This window comes from Candidatus Marinarcus aquaticus, from assembly GCF_004116335.1.
In the GTDB taxonomy this organism is placed as follows: Bacteria; Campylobacterota; Campylobacteria; order Campylobacterales; family Arcobacteraceae; genus Marinarcus; species Marinarcus aquaticus.
Window position 1 is genome coordinate 299362 of record NZ_PDKN01000001.1, and the last position, 16032, is coordinate 315393.

Annotated in this window: 17 protein-coding genes; 8 read left to right on the forward strand and 9 right to left on the reverse strand. The window is 35.5% G+C overall.

Annotated elements, in window-relative coordinates; all coding sequences use genetic code 11:
• Window positions 1-26: 26 nt before the first annotated feature.
• On the reverse strand, window positions 27-197 hold the full coding sequence (locus CRV04_RS12820) for a hypothetical protein (RefSeq protein ID WP_164969092.1): 171 nt from the start codon (window positions 195-197) through the stop codon (window positions 27-29).
• Window positions 198-260: 63 nt separating this feature from the next.
• The gene (locus tag CRV04_RS01540; RefSeq protein ID WP_128994858.1) at window positions 261-950 is read right to left on the reverse strand and encodes an SDR family NAD(P)-dependent oxidoreductase; all 690 of its coding nucleotides are present in this window, start codon (window positions 948-950) and stop codon (window positions 261-263) included.
• A gap of 98 nt (window positions 951-1048) precedes the next feature.
• Here CRV04_RS01540 and CRV04_RS01545 point away from each other — a divergent pair, with 98 nt between their 5' ends.
• A complete protein-coding gene (locus CRV04_RS01545) occupies window positions 1049-2785 on the forward strand; it encodes a YgiQ family radical SAM protein (protein ID WP_128994859.1) in 1737 nt (578 codons plus the stop codon).
• Window positions 2786-2847: 62 nt separating this feature from the next.
• On the opposite strand, the gene CRV04_RS01550 is transcribed toward CRV04_RS01545, so the two are convergent.
• Complete coding sequence (locus tag CRV04_RS01550) at window positions 2848-3489, reverse strand: adenylate kinase (protein ID WP_128994860.1); 642 nt, start codon at window positions 3487-3489, stop codon at window positions 2848-2850.
• A 173-nt stretch (window positions 3490-3662) separates the two neighbouring features.
• Between CRV04_RS01550 and CRV04_RS01555 the strand changes: the two genes are divergently transcribed.
• Both CRV04_RS01555 and CRV04_RS01560 read left to right on the forward strand, forming a co-directional pair.
• Window positions 3663-4232: an adenylate kinase gene (locus CRV04_RS01555; RefSeq protein WP_128994861.1), complete on the forward strand. Its 570-nt coding sequence runs from the start codon at window positions 3663-3665 to the stop codon at window positions 4230-4232.
• Window positions 4233-4234: 2 nt separating this feature from the next.
• The gene (locus CRV04_RS01560; protein ID WP_128994862.1) at window positions 4235-4993 is read left to right on the forward strand and encodes a competence/damage-inducible protein A; all 759 of its coding nucleotides are present in this window, start codon (window positions 4235-4237) and stop codon (window positions 4991-4993) included.
• 1 nt (window position 4994) lies between these two features.
• Here the strand turns inward: CRV04_RS01560 and CRV04_RS01565 are convergent, their stop codons facing one another.
• The 5 genes from CRV04_RS01565 to CRV04_RS01585 form a co-directional block, all read right to left on the reverse strand.
• On the reverse strand, window positions 4995-5594 hold the full coding sequence (locus CRV04_RS01565; protein ID WP_128994863.1) for a tetratricopeptide repeat protein: 600 nt from the start codon (window positions 5592-5594) through the stop codon (window positions 4995-4997).
• Window positions 5591-6616, reverse strand: coding sequence for an alanine racemase (locus tag CRV04_RS01570; RefSeq protein WP_128994864.1), 1026 nt, complete (start codon window positions 6614-6616; stop codon window positions 5591-5593). The genes CRV04_RS01565 and CRV04_RS01570 overlap by 4 nt, the downstream gene beginning before the upstream one ends.
• Window positions 6617-6619: 3 nt before the next feature.
• Window positions 6620-8455, reverse strand: a complete 1836-nt coding sequence (gene uvrC / locus CRV04_RS01575; RefSeq protein WP_128994865.1) for an excinuclease ABC subunit UvrC — start codon at window positions 8453-8455, stop codon at window positions 6620-6622.
• 289 nt (window positions 8456-8744) lie between these two features.
• Entirely contained in the window at window positions 8745-9239 is a 495-nt protein-coding gene (locus tag CRV04_RS01580) for a SprT-like domain-containing protein (RefSeq protein WP_128994866.1), read from the reverse strand.
• Between the two features lie 11 nt (window positions 9240-9250).
• Entirely contained in the window at window positions 9251-9721 is a 471-nt protein-coding gene (locus CRV04_RS01585; RefSeq protein WP_128994867.1) for a J domain-containing protein, read from the reverse strand.
• Window positions 9722-9819: 98 nt separating this feature from the next.
• Here CRV04_RS01585 and CRV04_RS01590 point away from each other — a divergent pair, with 98 nt between their 5' ends.
• On the forward strand, window positions 9820-10698 hold the full coding sequence (locus CRV04_RS01590) for a radical SAM protein (RefSeq protein WP_128994868.1): 879 nt from the start codon (window positions 9820-9822) through the stop codon (window positions 10696-10698).
• Here the strand turns inward: CRV04_RS01590 and CRV04_RS01595 are convergent.
• Window positions 10695-11318, reverse strand: a complete 624-nt coding sequence (locus CRV04_RS01595; RefSeq protein ID WP_128994869.1) for a DsbA family protein — start codon at window positions 11316-11318, stop codon at window positions 10695-10697. The two genes, CRV04_RS01590 and CRV04_RS01595, sit on opposite strands and share 4 nt — an antisense overlap.
• A gap of 119 nt (window positions 11319-11437) precedes the next feature.
• Here CRV04_RS01595 and CRV04_RS01600 point away from each other — a divergent pair, with 119 nt between their 5' ends.
• The 4 genes from CRV04_RS01600 to CRV04_RS01615 all read left to right on the forward strand — a co-directional run bounded on the left by CRV04_RS01600 (window position 11438) and on the right by CRV04_RS01615 (window position 16030).
• The gene (locus CRV04_RS01600; protein WP_228126431.1) at window positions 11438-12154 is read left to right on the forward strand and encodes a sulfite exporter TauE/SafE family protein; all 717 of its coding nucleotides are present in this window, start codon (window positions 11438-11440) and stop codon (window positions 12152-12154) included.
• On the forward strand, window positions 12151-13332 hold the full coding sequence (locus CRV04_RS01605) for an MFS transporter (RefSeq protein ID WP_128994870.1): 1182 nt from the start codon (window positions 12151-12153) through the stop codon (window positions 13330-13332). Before CRV04_RS01600 ends, CRV04_RS01605 begins: the two co-directional genes overlap by 4 nt.
• 66 nt (window positions 13333-13398) lie before the next feature.
• A complete protein-coding gene (locus CRV04_RS01610; RefSeq protein ID WP_128994871.1) occupies window positions 13399-14841 on the forward strand; it encodes an alanine/glycine:cation symporter family protein in 1443 nt (480 codons plus the stop codon).
• A 67-nt stretch (window positions 14842-14908) separates the two neighbouring features.
• A complete protein-coding gene (locus CRV04_RS01615; RefSeq protein WP_128994872.1) occupies window positions 14909-16030 on the forward strand; it encodes a sensor histidine kinase in 1122 nt (373 codons plus the stop codon).
• The last annotated feature ends 2 nt before the right edge of the window (window positions 16031-16032 follow it).

Consider the following 16032-nt stretch of genomic DNA (forward strand, 5'->3'; position numbering starts at 1 on the left):
AGAGAATTTCTCTTTTGTCTGTTGACTTACTTATATTTACTCACTCTTACAATATCCAATTTAAAAAATCGTTTCTTATCAATTTTTGTCTTTAAATCTTCATAGATATTTTTACAAGCATTACAACTGCAAAATGGCAGTGCCATTAAAAGTTTTTCATTGGCACCAATGGGTTGAATTTGAGTTTTGTGTAACATCTTCTTCTCCTAGAATATACAAAGAAGTTTGACATGTTACTGTTACCAATTGATTACGTTTCATCAAAGACTGCGTACATCAATAAACGCACCACTTTCAAATTTATCACTTTGTTGTGCAACCTTTGCCAAACGTTGGGCTGCTTGTTCAGGTGTTTGTATTTCTCCATTTTTGAGACGTTGTGCAGAAGGGAACTCTTGGTCGTTTATATCAAATCGTATGTAATCTGTCATGGGTGTTTCTACAACACCTGGAGCCACTGCTAGCAAAACAGAGTTGGGCATCTCTTTGGAGTAGAGATTTAAAAGCATGTTTAACCCCGCTTTTGATAAAGAGTAACTTGCCCAACCTTTAGAACCATTGACTGATGCACCTGAAGAGAGCCCAATGATGGTTTTGACTTCAATGGTAGCCAATATATCCAGCAACTCTTTATTGGCATAGACATTGAGGTTATACACCTCTTGTAGCTCTTCAATAGTGAGTTCAAATGATGATTTGATTTCACCCAACATGCCTGCATTTAAATAGACCAAATCAAGTGCTTGAATGTTTTGTATAAACTCTTTGAGATTGTTTTTTATAAGTTGTGTTTGGATTAGGTCACACGCTTTGAAAGTAAAGTTTTCATGTGTGATACTGGGTTGTGTTCGACTGATACCAAAAACATGGTAACCTGCTTCTAAATAGTAGTGTGTTAAAGCCAACCCCAATCCTGAACTGCACCCTGTGATTAATACGTTTTTTGACATTGACTTTCCCTATACTTAAAGTTTTTGTTCAATATTTTAGTATAAATCACTTTTATATACTCTTTTGGTTATAATTGCCAAAAAATAAAAAGAATAGAATGTTTTTACCCACAACCAAAGAAGAACTTAAAAAATTAAATATAGACCAACTTGATATTATTTTAGTCAGTGCTGATGCATATATTGACTCACCTTTTATTGGCGTGGCCGTAGTAGGGCGTATGCTTGAAGCACAAGGGTATAAAGTAGGAATCATTGGACAACCTGATATTGAGAGTGATGACATCATGCGTTTGGGTGAACCAAAACTCTATTGGGGGGTCAGTGGTGGAAGCATTGACTCGATGGTTTCAAACTATACTGCTACTAAAAAATTTAGAAACTCAGATGACTATACTCCCGGTGGGAAAAACAACAAACGACCTGACAGAGCAACGTTAGTATACACCAATTTAATCCGACGACATTTTAAAAACACCGTACCCATTGTCTTAGGTGGGATTGAAGCGAGTTTAAGACGTGTAAGCCACTATGATTATTGGACCAATAAACTGAGAAAACCGGTACTCTTTGATGCCAAAGCTGATTATTTGATTTATGGTATGGGTGAAATGGCGATTAAAGAGTTCAGTGCGGCACTTCGCGATGGGCAAAATCCTCAAGATGTACGAGGAGTGTGTTATATATCTAAAGAGCCAAAGAGTGACTACCTTCAACTGCCGTCACATCAAGAGTGTGTGGATAACAAAGAGAAGTATATTGACCTTTTTGATGCTTTTTATGATAACAATGATCCCATCTCTGCAAAAGGCTTATGCCAACCAGTAGACACACGGTTTTTAATTCAAAATCCACCGTGTGATTACTTAGATGAACAAGAGATGGATAACGTGGCATCTTTACCTTATGAAAGAGAGTTGCACCCGTATCATCGATCTGAAGGGAAAGTGAAATGTTTAGAGACGATTAAGTTCTCTATTCAGACGCATCATGGATGTTGGGGTGAGTGTAACTTCTGTGCCATTGGTGTACATCAAGGACGAACCATACGAACACGAAGTGAAGACTCTATTTTAAAAGAGGCCAAAGAGTTTACACAATACAAAGATTTTAAAGGCATCATCTCAGATGTAGGTGGACCAACAGCGAACATGTATGGCTATGAGTGTACAAAAAAACTTAAAAAGGGTACTTGTGATGAGATACGATGTGTGGATTACGAAGGGTTATGCAAAGCGATGAAAGTGGATCACTCTCGACATCTGAATCTTCTTAAAAATATTAGACAAGTTCCTGGAGTTAAAAAAGCGTTTGTGGCTTCAGGGATCAGATACGATGTTATCACTGAAGATAAAAAACATGGCTATGAGTACTTAAAAGAGTTGGTTAATCACCACATCTCTGGTCAGATGAAAGTGGCACCTGAACACACCTCTGATAGGGTTTTAAAACTCATGGGAAAACCAGGAAAGCAATCATTGATTGATTTTAAGCGATTGTATGACCGTTTAAATAAAGAGGCGGGAAAGAATCAATACTTAACGTATTATTTAATTGCAGCGCACCCAGGATGTGAAGAGAAAGACATGCATGAACTTAAGAACTTCACACGCAATGAGTTAAAGATGAACCCCGAACAAGCACAAGTCTTTACTCCCACTCCTTCAACGTATTCAAGTGTGATGTACTATACGGAACTTGACCCCGTAACGCGTAAGAAAATCTACGTGGAAAAAGATATTAAACGCAAAGAGAAACAAAAAGACATTGTCATTGATAAGCAGTTTATTCAACGAAACAAACGACCTTCTGGTGGCAGTGGAATGCAAGGATAAAAGCATAAAAAAAGGGGCAACTGCAAAACAGTCGCCCCCTTTTTTATTTGTGAGTTAAAAGATTATGCTAAAGCCGCAATCATATCTTTTGTAACATCTGAAACATCTTTTGTTCCATCAAGTTCAGTGAATACACCCATGTTTGTATAAAAGTCAATTAAAGGTGCCGTTTGTGCATGGTATGCTTCAAGTCTGCTTTTTACAGTCTGGGCATTATCATCTTTTCGAATAATGAGTTCACTTCCACAGTAATCACATACGTTCTCTTCTTTTGAAGGGTTAAACTCTACATGGAAAGAGGCACCACATTTTGAACATACTCTTCTTCCAGTGATTCTTCCTACGATTAATTCATCTGGAACATTTAAAGAGATTACTCTGTCAAGTGAGATTTGCATGGTTGCCATAAGCTCTTTAAGTGCTTGGGCTTGTGCTAATGTTCTTGGGAAACCATCAAGGATGAAGCCCTCTTTACAGTCAGACTCAGCCAATCTGTCTTTAATGATACCAATAATAGTTGAATCTGGAACCAATTTACCTTCATCCATAAATTTCTTTGCTTCTAATCCCATCTCAGTGTTGTTAGCAATCGCTTCTCTTAAAATATCACCTGTTGAAATTTGTGGAATGTTGTATTTCTCAATTAAAAATTTTGCTTGAGTTCCTTTACCCGCTCCTGGTGCACCAAATAGCATTAAGTTCATAGTCATTTTCCTTTTAAATGGTTCCCTTATAAGGCAGTCAAAAATCATTTTTAAAGACCTTTAAGAGAACAGTGAATTGTGTTTGATTTTTTGTATTGTAGTTAAAAAGCATTTAACATCACATAAAGAATTTAATCGATTTTTGCTACAATAACAACTTTAAAAGGGTATACATGAAAAAACTATTTTTAATTATTGGCGCACCAGGAAGCGGGAAAACAACCGATGCAGAGCTTATTGCAGCACAACATGAAGACATCACTCACTACTCTACAGGGGATATGTTAAGAGCGGAAGTTGCAAGTGGAAGTGAAAGAGGAGAACTCATTGATTCATTTGTCAGCAAAGGAAACCTTGTCCCAATTGAGATTATCATTGAAACCATTGTAATGGCCATTAAAAATGCACCAACGGATGTGGTTGTTATTGATGGTTATCCAAGAAGTGTAGAGCAAATGATGGAGTTAGATCGATACTTGGTTGATGAAGATGAAGTAGAGTTGGTCAATGTTATTGAAGTAGAAGTATCCCAAGAGGTTGCTTGTGAAAGAGTTTTAGGACGAGCAAGAGGAGCTGATGATAATGTGGAAGTGTTTAACAATCGAATGAAAGTCTACACGGAACCCTTAGAAGAGATTCAAATATTCTATAAAGCAAAAGATGTGTTAAAGAAAATCAATGGTGAGCGCACCATTGAAGAGATTGTTGAAGAGATGGATGCCTTTATTCAATCACGAATTTAACTATGAGTTCTTTAACTAATCCCAACTTCTACTCTGTGATTATTGGCACAGAGCTACTTAATGGGCGTCGCAAAGATGCTCATTTTACTTTTTTAAACCAAGAGCTGCTCAAGCGAGGATTTATTCAAAAAGCAAACTTTGTTATTAAAGATGATCCACAATTCATGCTGGACATTTTTAATCTGATACAACAAGATGAAAAGGCAGTGATGTTTTGTTTTGGTGGCATTGGTGCTACGCCAGATGATTATACCAGAGAAGTTGCAGCCAAAGCCTTTACCAATAGTGAGATGTTTTATCATGAAACAGCCAAAGAGCTTATTATTAATCAATTTGGAGATGAAGCGTATCCCTACAGAATTGAGATGTCTCATCTGCCTGTTGGAGCAAAACTTTTAGACAATGTGGTTAACAATGTTCCGGGATTTTATTTAGAAGATCGATTTTTCTTTACACCTGGATTTCCTTCAATGTCACAAGCGATGGTTTTACAAGCATTGGACAGACACTATTTAAAAAATGATACAAAGGTGTTTAGAAAAACATTGACGGCATACACAGGAGAGAATACGCTTATTCCTTTGATGAAAAAAGTACCTTCCAACGTGGAACTTTCATCGCTTCCACGTATTAAAGGTGAAAAAAGGGAAGTGGTGCTTTCCATTGCTGCTTTTGAAGAAAATGTGTGCAGTGAAGTGTTCGATACTTTTGTATTATTTTTAGAGAATGAGAAAATAGAGTATGTCTTAGGAGATGTTTAACTTATGGTTTGACATACGTTGAGCCAAATTTAAACCCTTTATCTTCTGGATAGTTTGGCAAGTTATAATCTCTCCAAACTTTTAAACAAAGTGGGTGCTTACTTTGAACGCCTTCTTTTGCAAATGCATGAGCTCGTCCAAAGTTCACAAACACTCCTTTTCCAGCTGCGTACATATAGGCTAAATTACATTGGGCTGTAATATATCCTTGTTTTGAAGATTTTTCATACCATTTGATGGCTTCTAAATAGTCCTTTTCAACAACGCCCCCCAGTGTGTAGTACATGCCTAAACGATTTTGAGATGCGGCATGTCCTTTTTGCGCTAATTTTTCGAATTGTTCAAAAGCTTTTTGTTGGTTGTACAGATAAAATTTTGGATTGGCGTATAAGACCCCTAGGTTATATTGAGCTTTGTAATTTCCCAGTGCAGCAGATTTCTCAAAGTATTCAAATGCTTTGGTATAGTTTTTTTCTTTGTAGTATTTTTTTCCCTCTTCAAAGAAGACTCCCGTGTCTGCTTGGGCTAAATCATCAATGGTCAGTGGACTGTTTGCCCATGCAATTCCTGCATATAAAAGAAGTCCAAGCATTTTGTTCATGATGTAATCTCCCTTGGTATATCCGGTTTAAGTGAGGTTATGATTTCATAGGTAATCGTATCATGTGCTTTGGCCAATGGCCAAGCATTATTAAAAAGACAGATTTCATCTTTTGTGGTATTTAATGAGAGGTTGTCCATTGAAACACGACCTAACACTTCATAGCCTTCAGGCGTAAAAAATTTTTTACGTTCATTCAGGCGTAAAAATCCATGTCCATACCCAGTATCATAAGTTGATACGTCCATATCCTCTTGTGCAGTATAGGTTCCACCATAACCAATGCATTGATTTTTTAATAACTTTCTTGATGATAATTTATTAACATATAAAGATAAGACTGGTTTAAGTTTTGGAATTCCAAAAATTGGGTTGGTATCAAGATATCCATACAGTGCAATTCCAACACGAACCCAATCATCATCAAAAGAATTATCACGAAATGTCGCTGAAGAATTTGAGCTATGAAAAATAGGAATGGGTAAAAAAAGTTTTTCACATATTTTAATAACTTCTTTTTTTACCTTTTTAAAATTATTTTTTTGCCAAAAGAAAACAGAGCTCAATTCATCGGCACTTTTGTGGTGTGTGAAGACCCCTGATAAAATGAGTCCTTTGTTATAAATCCCTAAAATAGCCTCTTCTAGCTCTTCAATGGCAACTCCATTTCTATGCATTCCTGTATCTACTTTAAGCTGGACTTTAGTATTTTTTTGCATCAACTCAATGTCATTTATACAATTTATGGTCATGTGAAAAGTATGTGAATAACTTGGGGGTTGTTTATCAGCTAAGATTAAGATATTGTCGAATAATGTCACAATCTTCTCTGCTTCTGCAACACTATGTACCACCGCGTTTCGTACCCCATACTCTTTACAAAGGGTACCAATTTCTACAATTCCGTGTCCATATGCGTTGTCTTTTAGTACCACTGCAATCTTGTTTTTGTCTTTGATTTTTGACTCAATGAGTTGAAGATTGTGAAAAAGATGTGATTTATTCAGTAAAATTCGTGCCAAAGCTTAATCCAAATTATTAAAATGTTTATGTATAAGAGTAGCATCTTTTTCGTTTAAAACCTCTTTGAGGTTTTCAAAAGTTGCGTTTTTAATCTCTTTAAAAGTTCCAAAGTATAAAAGCAGTTTTTTAACTTTGGCTTCACCAATACCATGCAGTTGCAACAAGGATATTTGTTTGTCCTCTTTTCGTTTTTGCTTTTTATGAAAGTTAATGACAAAGCGGTGCGCTTCATCTCTTTGACGTTGTACAAATTGAAGTCGTGCGTCACTGGGTTGTAGTTTAAGTTCTTTAAAGATACCGTCTTGTTTATAATGTAAGATGTCTTTTGCTTTTCCTTTAGCTCGGTGCGCCTTTGCATCAACTTTCTCTTTTGCTATGGCAATGATGTCAATGTTTACTCCCACAGACTCTATGATGTCATAGGCCAGTTTAAGCAGAGTTGAACCTCCATCAATAATCCAAAGATCAGGTGCTGGATTTTTTTCAAAACTCTCTACTCGGCGAATGAGCATCTCTCTCATTTGTGCATACTCATCATTGGTTTCTAAGTTGTAGTGTCTGAAATCTACTTTCATGAATTTCTCATGCCAAACGACCATTGCTCCAACGGTTGCTTGACCCATCATGTGTGAGTTATCAAAACTCTCAATACGTTCAGGCACTCTTTGCAAACAGAAGAGCTTTTGCAGTTCTTCATACACCGTGGTATGGTTTTTCGTTGCATCCAATCGAAGCAATTCTTCACAGTTATTCAGTGCTATTTTTATAAGTTCACATTTTTTACCCGCTTTTGGAAAATTCAGAGGAATCTTTTTATTGAATTTTTGTTGTAAGAAACTTTGTAACTCCTCTTGGTTTTCTGTTTCATTCGCAATGAGTACCTCTTTAGGCAGTACTGGAATTTCATGGTTGTAGTAGTTGATGATGGCTCTTTCATACATCTCATCCAAGTCCACTATACTTTGTTCATCGACAAAGTCAAGTTTAATGTAATCATGATTTGAAGATGCCAGTTTCCCATCTCGGATAAACATACGCACAATCACGGCACGTTTAAGCCCTTGTTTAATAGCAAAGACATCAAGGTTTTCATTACTGGCTAAATCCATACCGGTTTTGACTTGAGATTTTTCAATGGTTTTGATACGGTCACGTAATATCATGGCATCTTCAAAACGAAAATCCATGGAATACTCTTCCATACGATCTTTGAGTTTGAAAATGAGTTTACTTTTATTATAGATATACTCTAAAGCTTCATTGACAATACGTTTGTATTCTTGTGAAGATATTTTGCCTTCACACGGTGCATGGCACTTTTTGATTTGGTAAAACAAGCAGGCCTCTTTCCCTTTTATACAGGCCTTTTTTTGGACCAATGGTACAATCTCATAAATGGAGTCCAATATGTCTCGTGCTCCAGTAGAATAAGGACCAAAGTATTTGATACTGCTGCCTTTTAAAACCTTTCGTGTGATTTCCAGTCGTGGGAAATCTTCACTCATATCAATATAGATATAAGGGTAGGTTTTATCATCTCTCAATAAAATATTGTATTTGGGTTTGAGTTGTTTAATCAATGAATTCTCTAAAATCAGTGCATCGTGTTCATTGGGTACCACAATCCAATCCACGTTTTTAACTTCACTGATCATCTTATAAATACGAGGTCCAAGTTTTTCAGCAGGTTGTAAATAAGGGGTGAATTTAAAGTATGATTTTACACGATTTTTAAGCACCTTTGCTTTACCAACATAAAGCAGGTGTCCCTCTTCATCAAAGTATTGATATACACCTGATTGATTGGGAAGTTCTTTGAGTTTTTCTTCTAGATTCATGAAAAGTATTTTATCTAAAACAAGATGAAACTCTGCCCATTTTTGGAAGCTTTTAAAGAGATTGTTTTGTGAAAAAAATTTTAAAATTTCAGCAAGAGTTAATTTAAAAAGATGTTATAATAGGAGTAACCAAACAATAGGAGGTGTGAATGAGAGGAATCAAACATTCTTAATATTGTTACCACAGATAAATCATAAAGAAAAAGTTAACTACACAGTTATAGCATAGATAAAAGTTTATTTATGATTTAAAAAGGGAAGAGCTCATTTGCTTCTTCCCTTTTTTCGTTTAAAATGATGTTTTCCCCAATAAAATGTCGTGTTCATTGACATATTGTTCACACTTAATGCCATTGAGTTGCTTGCAGATTTGTTGCCACTCTTTCCCATGACCTTTCTTTTTATTGGTAAAATTGCCCTTATAAAACATCACTGCATGTGCATATTCATGAGGTATGACATGGTTTATCATATACTCACTGCTCTCTTTAAAACGTTTTTTATTTAAATAAATAACAATACGATGATGTTTGGTATAGGCTGTTGCACCATAAAGATGAGCAGGCATGGCATCACTCACAATCAAAGGCACATTTAAATCAAAACCAAGGTTTTTTTTCATCAGTTGGCGAGTTTGTAATTTTTTATTTTCAATTTTTTGTAAGAGAGTTGTACTTAATGGGTGATTATCAAAGTGATAGTCTTGATACCAGTGATACCCTAGAAGAAGTATCGAAAGTATTACCACAAAGAAAAAAAAGAGATTTAATCTTTGCAGAAACATGAAGGTACCTTTTATTGTGCTACTTGCATCAATACATCTCGATAGTGGTTAAGCTCTTTCATGAGTGTATCATCATGGTTATTGATATCAGGGTGGTATTTACGTGCTAACTCTTTGTACCTTTTTTTCACTTCCTCTTTAGTAGGACTGTGCGTAAAGCCAAAGAACTCTTTTGCTTTTTGAACTTCACCAAATTGTGGTGGGGCTTGGAAGTTGCCTTGCTGGAAGTGTTGAAAATCTTCAAAACGGAAACCTTGTGCGCCTTGTTGAAAGTTTGAACCATCAAAGTGAAAGTGAAAACCGCTTTGCCGTGATTGCTCTTTGAGTTGTTTGATTTTTTTATAGATAAAGAAATATCCTAAAATGATTAAAACAGAAACAATAATTAAAAATGTTCCAAAGTTCGTAAAGATAAGATAGAGAACAAAAAAGAGTAGGCTAAATCGAATGAGTTTGCTAAAAAAGTAATCAATGTTATTCATGTAGTAAAAAATGTCCTTTTAATGTCTGCTTGTATTATAGTATTTTGTTATTATAATAAGGTTAATATTTCATATAGGATTATATCAAGGAAAAGTTAATGATTCATTACAGTGAGCCTCTTTTTAGACCACCTTCAGAAGCAAACAATGTCATAATTCAAATCACACATGGTTGCAGTTACAACGCCTGCAGTTTTTGTTCGATGTATGAAACCAAACAGTATAAACAAAAGAGTCTGGATGAGGTGTTTGAAGATATTGAAACACTAAATAAGTATTACTCACAAGCACACAAGATATTTTTAGCCGATGGAGATGCCTTAGCTGTAGATACTTCTACGCTTTTACAAATACTTAAAAAGCTCTATGCATCTTTTCCCAATTTACGACGCGTCACTTCATATGCTTCTCCTATTAACTTAGAACAAAAATCATTAGAAGAGCTTTCAACATTGTATGAAGCTGGATTAAAACTCATCTATTTTGGAATTGAAACAGGCAGTGATGTCTTGCTTAAAAAGATTCAAAAAGGAACAACTTTTTCAAAGATGAAAGAGGGATTAAACAAAGCAAGTCAAGCAGGTTTTAAAATCTCAGCAACGGTTATTTTGGGTGTGGGTGGAAGGGAGTATTCAAAAGAACACGTGGCACAAACTGCTCGATTGGTCAATGAAACCACATTGAACTATCTCTCAACCTTACAATTGGGATTGCAACAAACTAAAGAGGCACAGTTTTATAAAAAGTTTGAACAAGGGTTTACTTGGTTGGATGACAAAGAGATGCTTGAAGAGCAGTTACACTTTTTAGAAGCCTTACAACCTACAAATAAAATCATTTTTCGTTCAAACCATGCAAGCAATGCTTTTGCACTTGCTGGAACTTTGCCGAAAAATACGAACCGATTGATAGATGAAGTGAAGTATGCCATCAAGGATGAATCACTGCTCACTCCTTCATGGCTTCGAGGGTTTTAAAAGTAGGTGTTTTCACTTAAATTTTGAATTTGAGCGAGCATTTTAGAACTCTCTTTAAAATCGATATTTATAGGATAACACTCTTTTTTATATTGTAAAAGAAGTGTGGGAAATACACGCACATTGAGTTTTCGTCGTAAGTTCAAATCTTCATCTAAAAGGGCTTGTGTTTGTGGAGTGTGAAGCCGTTTTTCAAACACTTTTTTATCCAAGCCAATTTCATCTGCTAATTTGACTAAAACCTCTTTTTGTGAAGGATTGAGTGCTTTTTGATAGTAACCGCGTTGTATGGCTTGAAGCATCTCTTCCTCTTTGCCCATTTCACGTGCAAGAATCAGAGCTTGGCACGCTAAATAGGTGGCTCTTTGGGGTGTGTTTTTACTCCAAAAATCGTAGTTGAATTTTGTGCCTATTTCTTGTTCTATTTGTTGCCAGATGGCTTTGATTTTCTCTTGTTGATCTTTGGGCATCACTTCATCTGTGTGTTGAGCCAATCCGCCACAGACATAAACAATTTGGGTGTTATCTTTTAAGTTTTTTTTGAGCTCTTCAAATACAGGCTTAAAAGCGTAACACCAAGAGCACATTGGATCATGAATATAGTATAGTGTCTTTTGCATGATAAACCTCCTAAGAACTTTTTGTAATTATATCTTTTTTACATCAAAGCAATGTACAAAAAAATCATTAGTTATTCCATTTAACTTGTTTTAGTTTTTATTTAGAGTATAATTCCAAAATGATTTTAGAAATAACACTGGGTATTATTACTTTTTTAACCTCCATTGTTGCGGGAGTTGTCGGTATTGGTGGAGGTATGATGCTTATTGCAATCCTTCCTTCTTTTTTACCTTTGAATGCGTTGATTCCTGTGCATGGTTTGACTCAAATGTCAAGCAACTTTTCACGAGCTGTTTTTGGATATAAGGATGTAGAGTATGAAGTTATCCCTAAGTTTTTAGTGGGGTCACTTTTGGGTATTGCTCTTTTTTCTTCTATTTTGTTTTATATTTCATTGGAGTATGTGCCTCTGTTTATTGGGGTGTATATTTTACTCTCATTGTGGAGTACAAAATTCAATGAAAAAATTAAACGATATGAAAACTATTACATTGCTGGCTTTTTTCAAACAGGTCTTTCTATGGTTGTAGGTGCAACGGGACCTCTGACGATGACACTTTTGCTAAAAGATTATGGGGATAAACATAAAGTCGTGGCAACAGGTGCAGCACTTATGAGTATCACACATATTTTTAAAGTAATTGTGTTTGTCTTTTTTGGTTTTGTTTTTTGGGATTATGTTGGTGTATTATCTTTCATGATCGCAGGTGCCATAGCAGGAAGTTTTGTAGGAACAAAATTGCGAGATAAAATTGATGGTAAAAGGTTTATAATGGTACTTAAAGTGCTTCTTTCTGCATTGGCAATTAAGCTGATGGTTTCTCTGTTTTTATGAGAGATTTTTTTAAATCCAAAGAGGCATTGCTTTATGTGATGTCCATTGCGATGCTGTTCTCTTTTTCAGCATGGATGAGTCTTTTAAATAACTTTGTGGTTGAAGTGGCCTCATTTAATGGTAGTCAAATAGGGATTTTACAAAGTTTGCGTGAAGTTCCTGGCTTTTTAGCCTTTACCGTGGTATTGGTTCTTTATTTGATTGCCCAGCAACGTTTGGCATATCTCTCCATGATTTTATTGGGACTTGGAACGCTTTTAACAGGTTATTTCCCCAATGCTATTGGTTTATATATCACAACAGTCATTATGTCCATAGGTTTTCACTATTTAGAGACACTTAATCAATCACTCTCACTTCAATGGTTGCCTAAAAACAGAGCACCGATTATTTTAGGGCGCATCACAGCAGTCAAATCTTTTACAGGATTATTGGTGTTTGTCTTAATTTTTGCGATGATGAAATATTGGGATGTACCCTATAAAAATGTCTATTTGTTTTTTGGTGGTATCACCGTGGTGATTGGTATTGTGTGTTGGATATTTTTTGAGCATTTTAAAGATGACGTTGTCCAAGAAAAGAAGTTGAGTTTACGAAAAGAGTATTGGCTTTTTTATGTTTTGACTTTATTTGCAGGTGCAAGACGACAAATCTTTGTGGTATTTGCTGGGTTTTTATTGGTTGAAAAATTTGGTGTTGATATTGAAAATATGGTTTTGCTTTTATTTGTGAATGCTGTTTTAAATATCTATTTTGCGCCGAAAATTGGAAAATTTATTCATAAGTTCGGAGAGTATTTGACACTTCGCTTAGAGTATCTTGGCTTGGTCATTGTTTTTACAGCATACGCTTTTGTGGACAACATCTATATTGCTTTTGGACTTTATATTTTAGACCATTTGCTCTTTTCAATGAGTTTGGCACTGAAAACTTATTTTCAAAAAATTGCCAATCCAAAAGATATCTCCACTGCCAGTGCCGTGAGTTTTACCATCAACCATATAGCAGCTGTTTTTTTACCCTTTGTATTAGGGCTTATTTGGTTGTATTCAAACTCTTTGGTCTTTATTATTGGCGCTTTAATAGCGTTGTGCTCTTTAACACTTTCATTTTTGATTCCAAGAAACCCAGTACAAGGGTATGAAACAACACTCAAAAAAAGAGAGATTGTGCCGTAAAAATTGTAAGACACTTTTAACCCTCTTAAGCATGTTACAATTTTTCAAATGAAAAAGGAGTCTTTCATGTTAGGTGAAATTAATGATTTTTTGAATAACTTGATTTGGGGTAATATCTTAATTTATATGTTACCTGCATTGGGTATTTTCTTTACGATCAGTTCGCGGTTTGTGCAGTTTCGATATTTTTTTAAAATGTTTCATATTTTAAGAGATACGGTGCACGATAAAGATGGGCATATCAGTTCTTTCCAAGCACTCATGCTGAGCGTTGCTGGACGTGTTGGTGGTGGAAATATTGCAGGTGTTGCAGTGGCAATCACTTTGGGTGGTCCCGGTGCTGTTTTTTGGATGTGGATCATTGGTTTAATTGGTATGAGTACAAGTTTTTTTGAGTGTTCCTTGGCTCAATTATATAAAGAAAAAGATGCATTAGAGACAGGTGTGTATCGTGGAGGTCCAGCTTATTATGTTACCAAAGCGTTGGGACAAAGATGGTTGGGTGTGATTATCTCTGTGTTATTGATGTTTACATTTGGTTTTGCCTTTAATGCCACACAATCTTTTATTATCACCACTTCATTTGAATCCTCTTTTAACATTCCTACTTGGATAACTAGTATTGCTATTACCTTGATTTTTGCATTTGCAGTATTTGGGGGTATTAAAAGAATTACACGATTTTCAGAGGTAATTGTGCCTATTATGGCCGTAGGTTATTTGCTCATTGCAATTGTTGTGATTGCATTGAACTATGCTCAAATCCCACATCTGATTGCTTTGATTGTTCAAGAAGCATTCTCTCCCACGTCTGCTATCAGCGGTGGAATTGGTGCGGTGATGTTGCAAGGAGCAAAAAGAGGGATGTTCTCAAATGAAGCGGGATTGGGTTCTGCTCCAAATGTGGCTGCCGTTGCTTATGTGGCACATCCTGTTCAACAAGGTATCGTTCAATCGTTTTCTGTGTTTATTGATACCATTATTTTGTGTTCATGCACGGCATTTATCATCCTTTTATCAGGGGTATACGTTCCTGGGCAATCTGGTGTGGACGGAGTATTGTTAACGCAAAATGCACTCATTGAGCATATTGGTCCTTTTGGGGGTTATTTTGTAACTGTGGCACTCTTTTTGTTTGGTTTCTCTTCTATTTTATACAACTACTACTTAGCAGAAAACTCACTGAACTTTTTCAACAGTGGGAACAAATCTCTTTTTACAATTTTTAGAATTTTTGTGATTGCTCTGATTATTTGGGGGTCTTTTCAAGACTTGGCATCGATATTTTCATTTGCTGATCTTTCAATGGGACTATTAGCTGTGATTAATATGTTTGCAATTGCACTTTTATATAAACCTGCTTTGCGTTTAATAAAAGGGTATGATCGACAAATCAAAGAGGGAATCAAACCAGTGTTGCGTTATAACGACTACAACGAATTCAAAATTGACAAAGCCATATGGAAAGAGATTGTAGATAATATTAATGACATCAGAAAACAGAACTAGTACAGACATTTTTGTCTGTACAAAGCCACATTAAGTTAATATTAGATTATTATTTTGGAGCTTTAATATGTTTAATAAAGAGGGCATACCATTTTTTGTCATTACCATCCCTTTCTTAAGCATATTCTTTATTGCCTTATTCAGTTTTTCGTTTTATTTAAAAACAGTAGATGCCAGTTTTGAAGAAGAGTTGAAATCGTATAAAATACTCTATATGCAAACGCATCCCAATGCAAACTTTGATCCAATTGAAAAAAACAAACGTGCCATACATGCCCAAAGTATTGAAACATTTCAAACTTTTATGGTGACACTGACAACCGTGACACTCATCTTTATGTTTTTATTTACAATTTTAATGATGAGCATCATCAATGATATTGTTAAAAAATATGTCAAGCAAGTACAGAATAAAGAGGAAAAACTGCAAAACTTGAATAAAAACTTGGTGTATAAAGTACAACAAGGTATCGAAGAAGGAAAGAAAAAAGATAAAGCAATTTTAATGCAAGCAAAACACGCACGAATGGGTTCGATGATCTCCATCATTGCACACCAATGGCGCCAGCCTTTAACGGAGTTATCAGGTATTTTAATGGAGTTAGAGACCGCCACACGATTTAATAAAGTGAACAAAGAGCACATTTTAAATTCCGTTGAAAAATCAGATCAAATGATTGCGTTTATGTCCAATACCATTGATGATTTTAGAAATTTCTATAAACCTGATAAGAAAAAAGAGTATTTTAATCTCAAACAGGCGTGTGAAAGTGCCATTTCGTTAATCACTGCCACATTGATTGAAAATGAGATTGAACTCAAAGTGGAAGTACATCAAAACCGAGATGTGTTTGGTTATCCACGAGAGTTTTCACAAGTGATTTTAAACCTTATTTCCAATGCCAAAGATATTTTGATTGAGAAACAAACACCTCATCCTTTTATAGAGTTAAGTATCAGTACCAAGGGGTTAAACAGTATTATTTGTGTTAAAGACAATGCAGGCGGGATACAACCTGAATTTTTAGAGTTGGTGTTTGATCCCTATTTTAGCACCAAAGATACTTCTAAAGGAACAGGATTAGGACTTTATATTTCCAAGTTAATCATTGAGCGAAATATGGGTGGAGAGTTAAGTGTTTATAATGATCATGAAGGCGCTGTATTTAAAATTGTGTTAGCAGGATAAAA

Excerpts from the sequence above, each read along its gene's own strand:
- uvrC (WP_128994865.1), bottom strand. The coding sequence starts at position 8,455 with ATGAATCTAGAAGAAAAACTCAAAGAACTTCCCAATCAATCAGGTGTA.
- CRV04_RS12820 (WP_164969092.1), bottom strand. The coding sequence starts at position 197 with ATGTTACACAAAACTCAAATTCAACCCATTGGTGCCAATGAAAAACTT.
- CRV04_RS01610 (WP_128994871.1), top strand. The coding sequence starts at position 13,399 with ATGTTAGGTGAAATTAATGATTTTTTGAATAACTTGATTTGGGGTAAT.
- CRV04_RS01580 (WP_128994866.1), bottom strand. The coding sequence starts at position 9,239 with ATGTTTCTGCAAAGATTAAATCTCTTTTTTTTCTTTGTGGTAATACTT.
- CRV04_RS01560 (WP_128994862.1), top strand. The coding sequence starts at position 4,235 with ATGAGTTCTTTAACTAATCCCAACTTCTACTCTGTGATTATTGGCACA.
- CRV04_RS01590 (WP_128994868.1), top strand. The coding sequence starts at position 9,820 with ATGATTCATTACAGTGAGCCTCTTTTTAGACCACCTTCAGAAGCAAAC.
- CRV04_RS01550 (WP_128994860.1), bottom strand. The coding sequence starts at position 3,489 with ATGAACTTAATGCTATTTGGTGCACCAGGAGCGGGTAAAGGAACTCAA.
- CRV04_RS01605 (WP_128994870.1), top strand. The coding sequence starts at position 12,151 with ATGAGAGATTTTTTTAAATCCAAAGAGGCATTGCTTTATGTGATGTCC.
- CRV04_RS01615 (WP_128994872.1), top strand. The coding sequence starts at position 14,909 with ATGTTTAATAAAGAGGGCATACCATTTTTTGTCATTACCATCCCTTTC.
- CRV04_RS01585 (WP_128994867.1), bottom strand. The coding sequence starts at position 9,721 with ATGAATAACATTGATTACTTTTTTAGCAAACTCATTCGATTTAGCCTA.
- CRV04_RS01555 (WP_128994861.1), top strand. The coding sequence starts at position 3,663 with ATGAAAAAACTATTTTTAATTATTGGCGCACCAGGAAGCGGGAAAACA.
- CRV04_RS01545 (WP_128994859.1), top strand. The coding sequence starts at position 1,049 with ATGTTTTTACCCACAACCAAAGAAGAACTTAAAAAATTAAATATAGAC.
- CRV04_RS01600 (WP_228126431.1), top strand. The coding sequence starts at position 11,438 with ATGATTTTAGAAATAACACTGGGTATTATTACTTTTTTAACCTCCATT.
- CRV04_RS01540 (WP_128994858.1), bottom strand. The coding sequence starts at position 950 with ATGTCAAAAAACGTATTAATCACAGGGTGCAGTTCAGGATTGGGGTTG.
- CRV04_RS01595 (WP_128994869.1), bottom strand. The coding sequence starts at position 11,318 with ATGCAAAAGACACTATACTATATTCATGATCCAATGTGCTCTTGGTGT.
- CRV04_RS01565 (WP_128994863.1), bottom strand. The coding sequence starts at position 5,594 with ATGAACAAAATGCTTGGACTTCTTTTATATGCAGGAATTGCATGGGCA.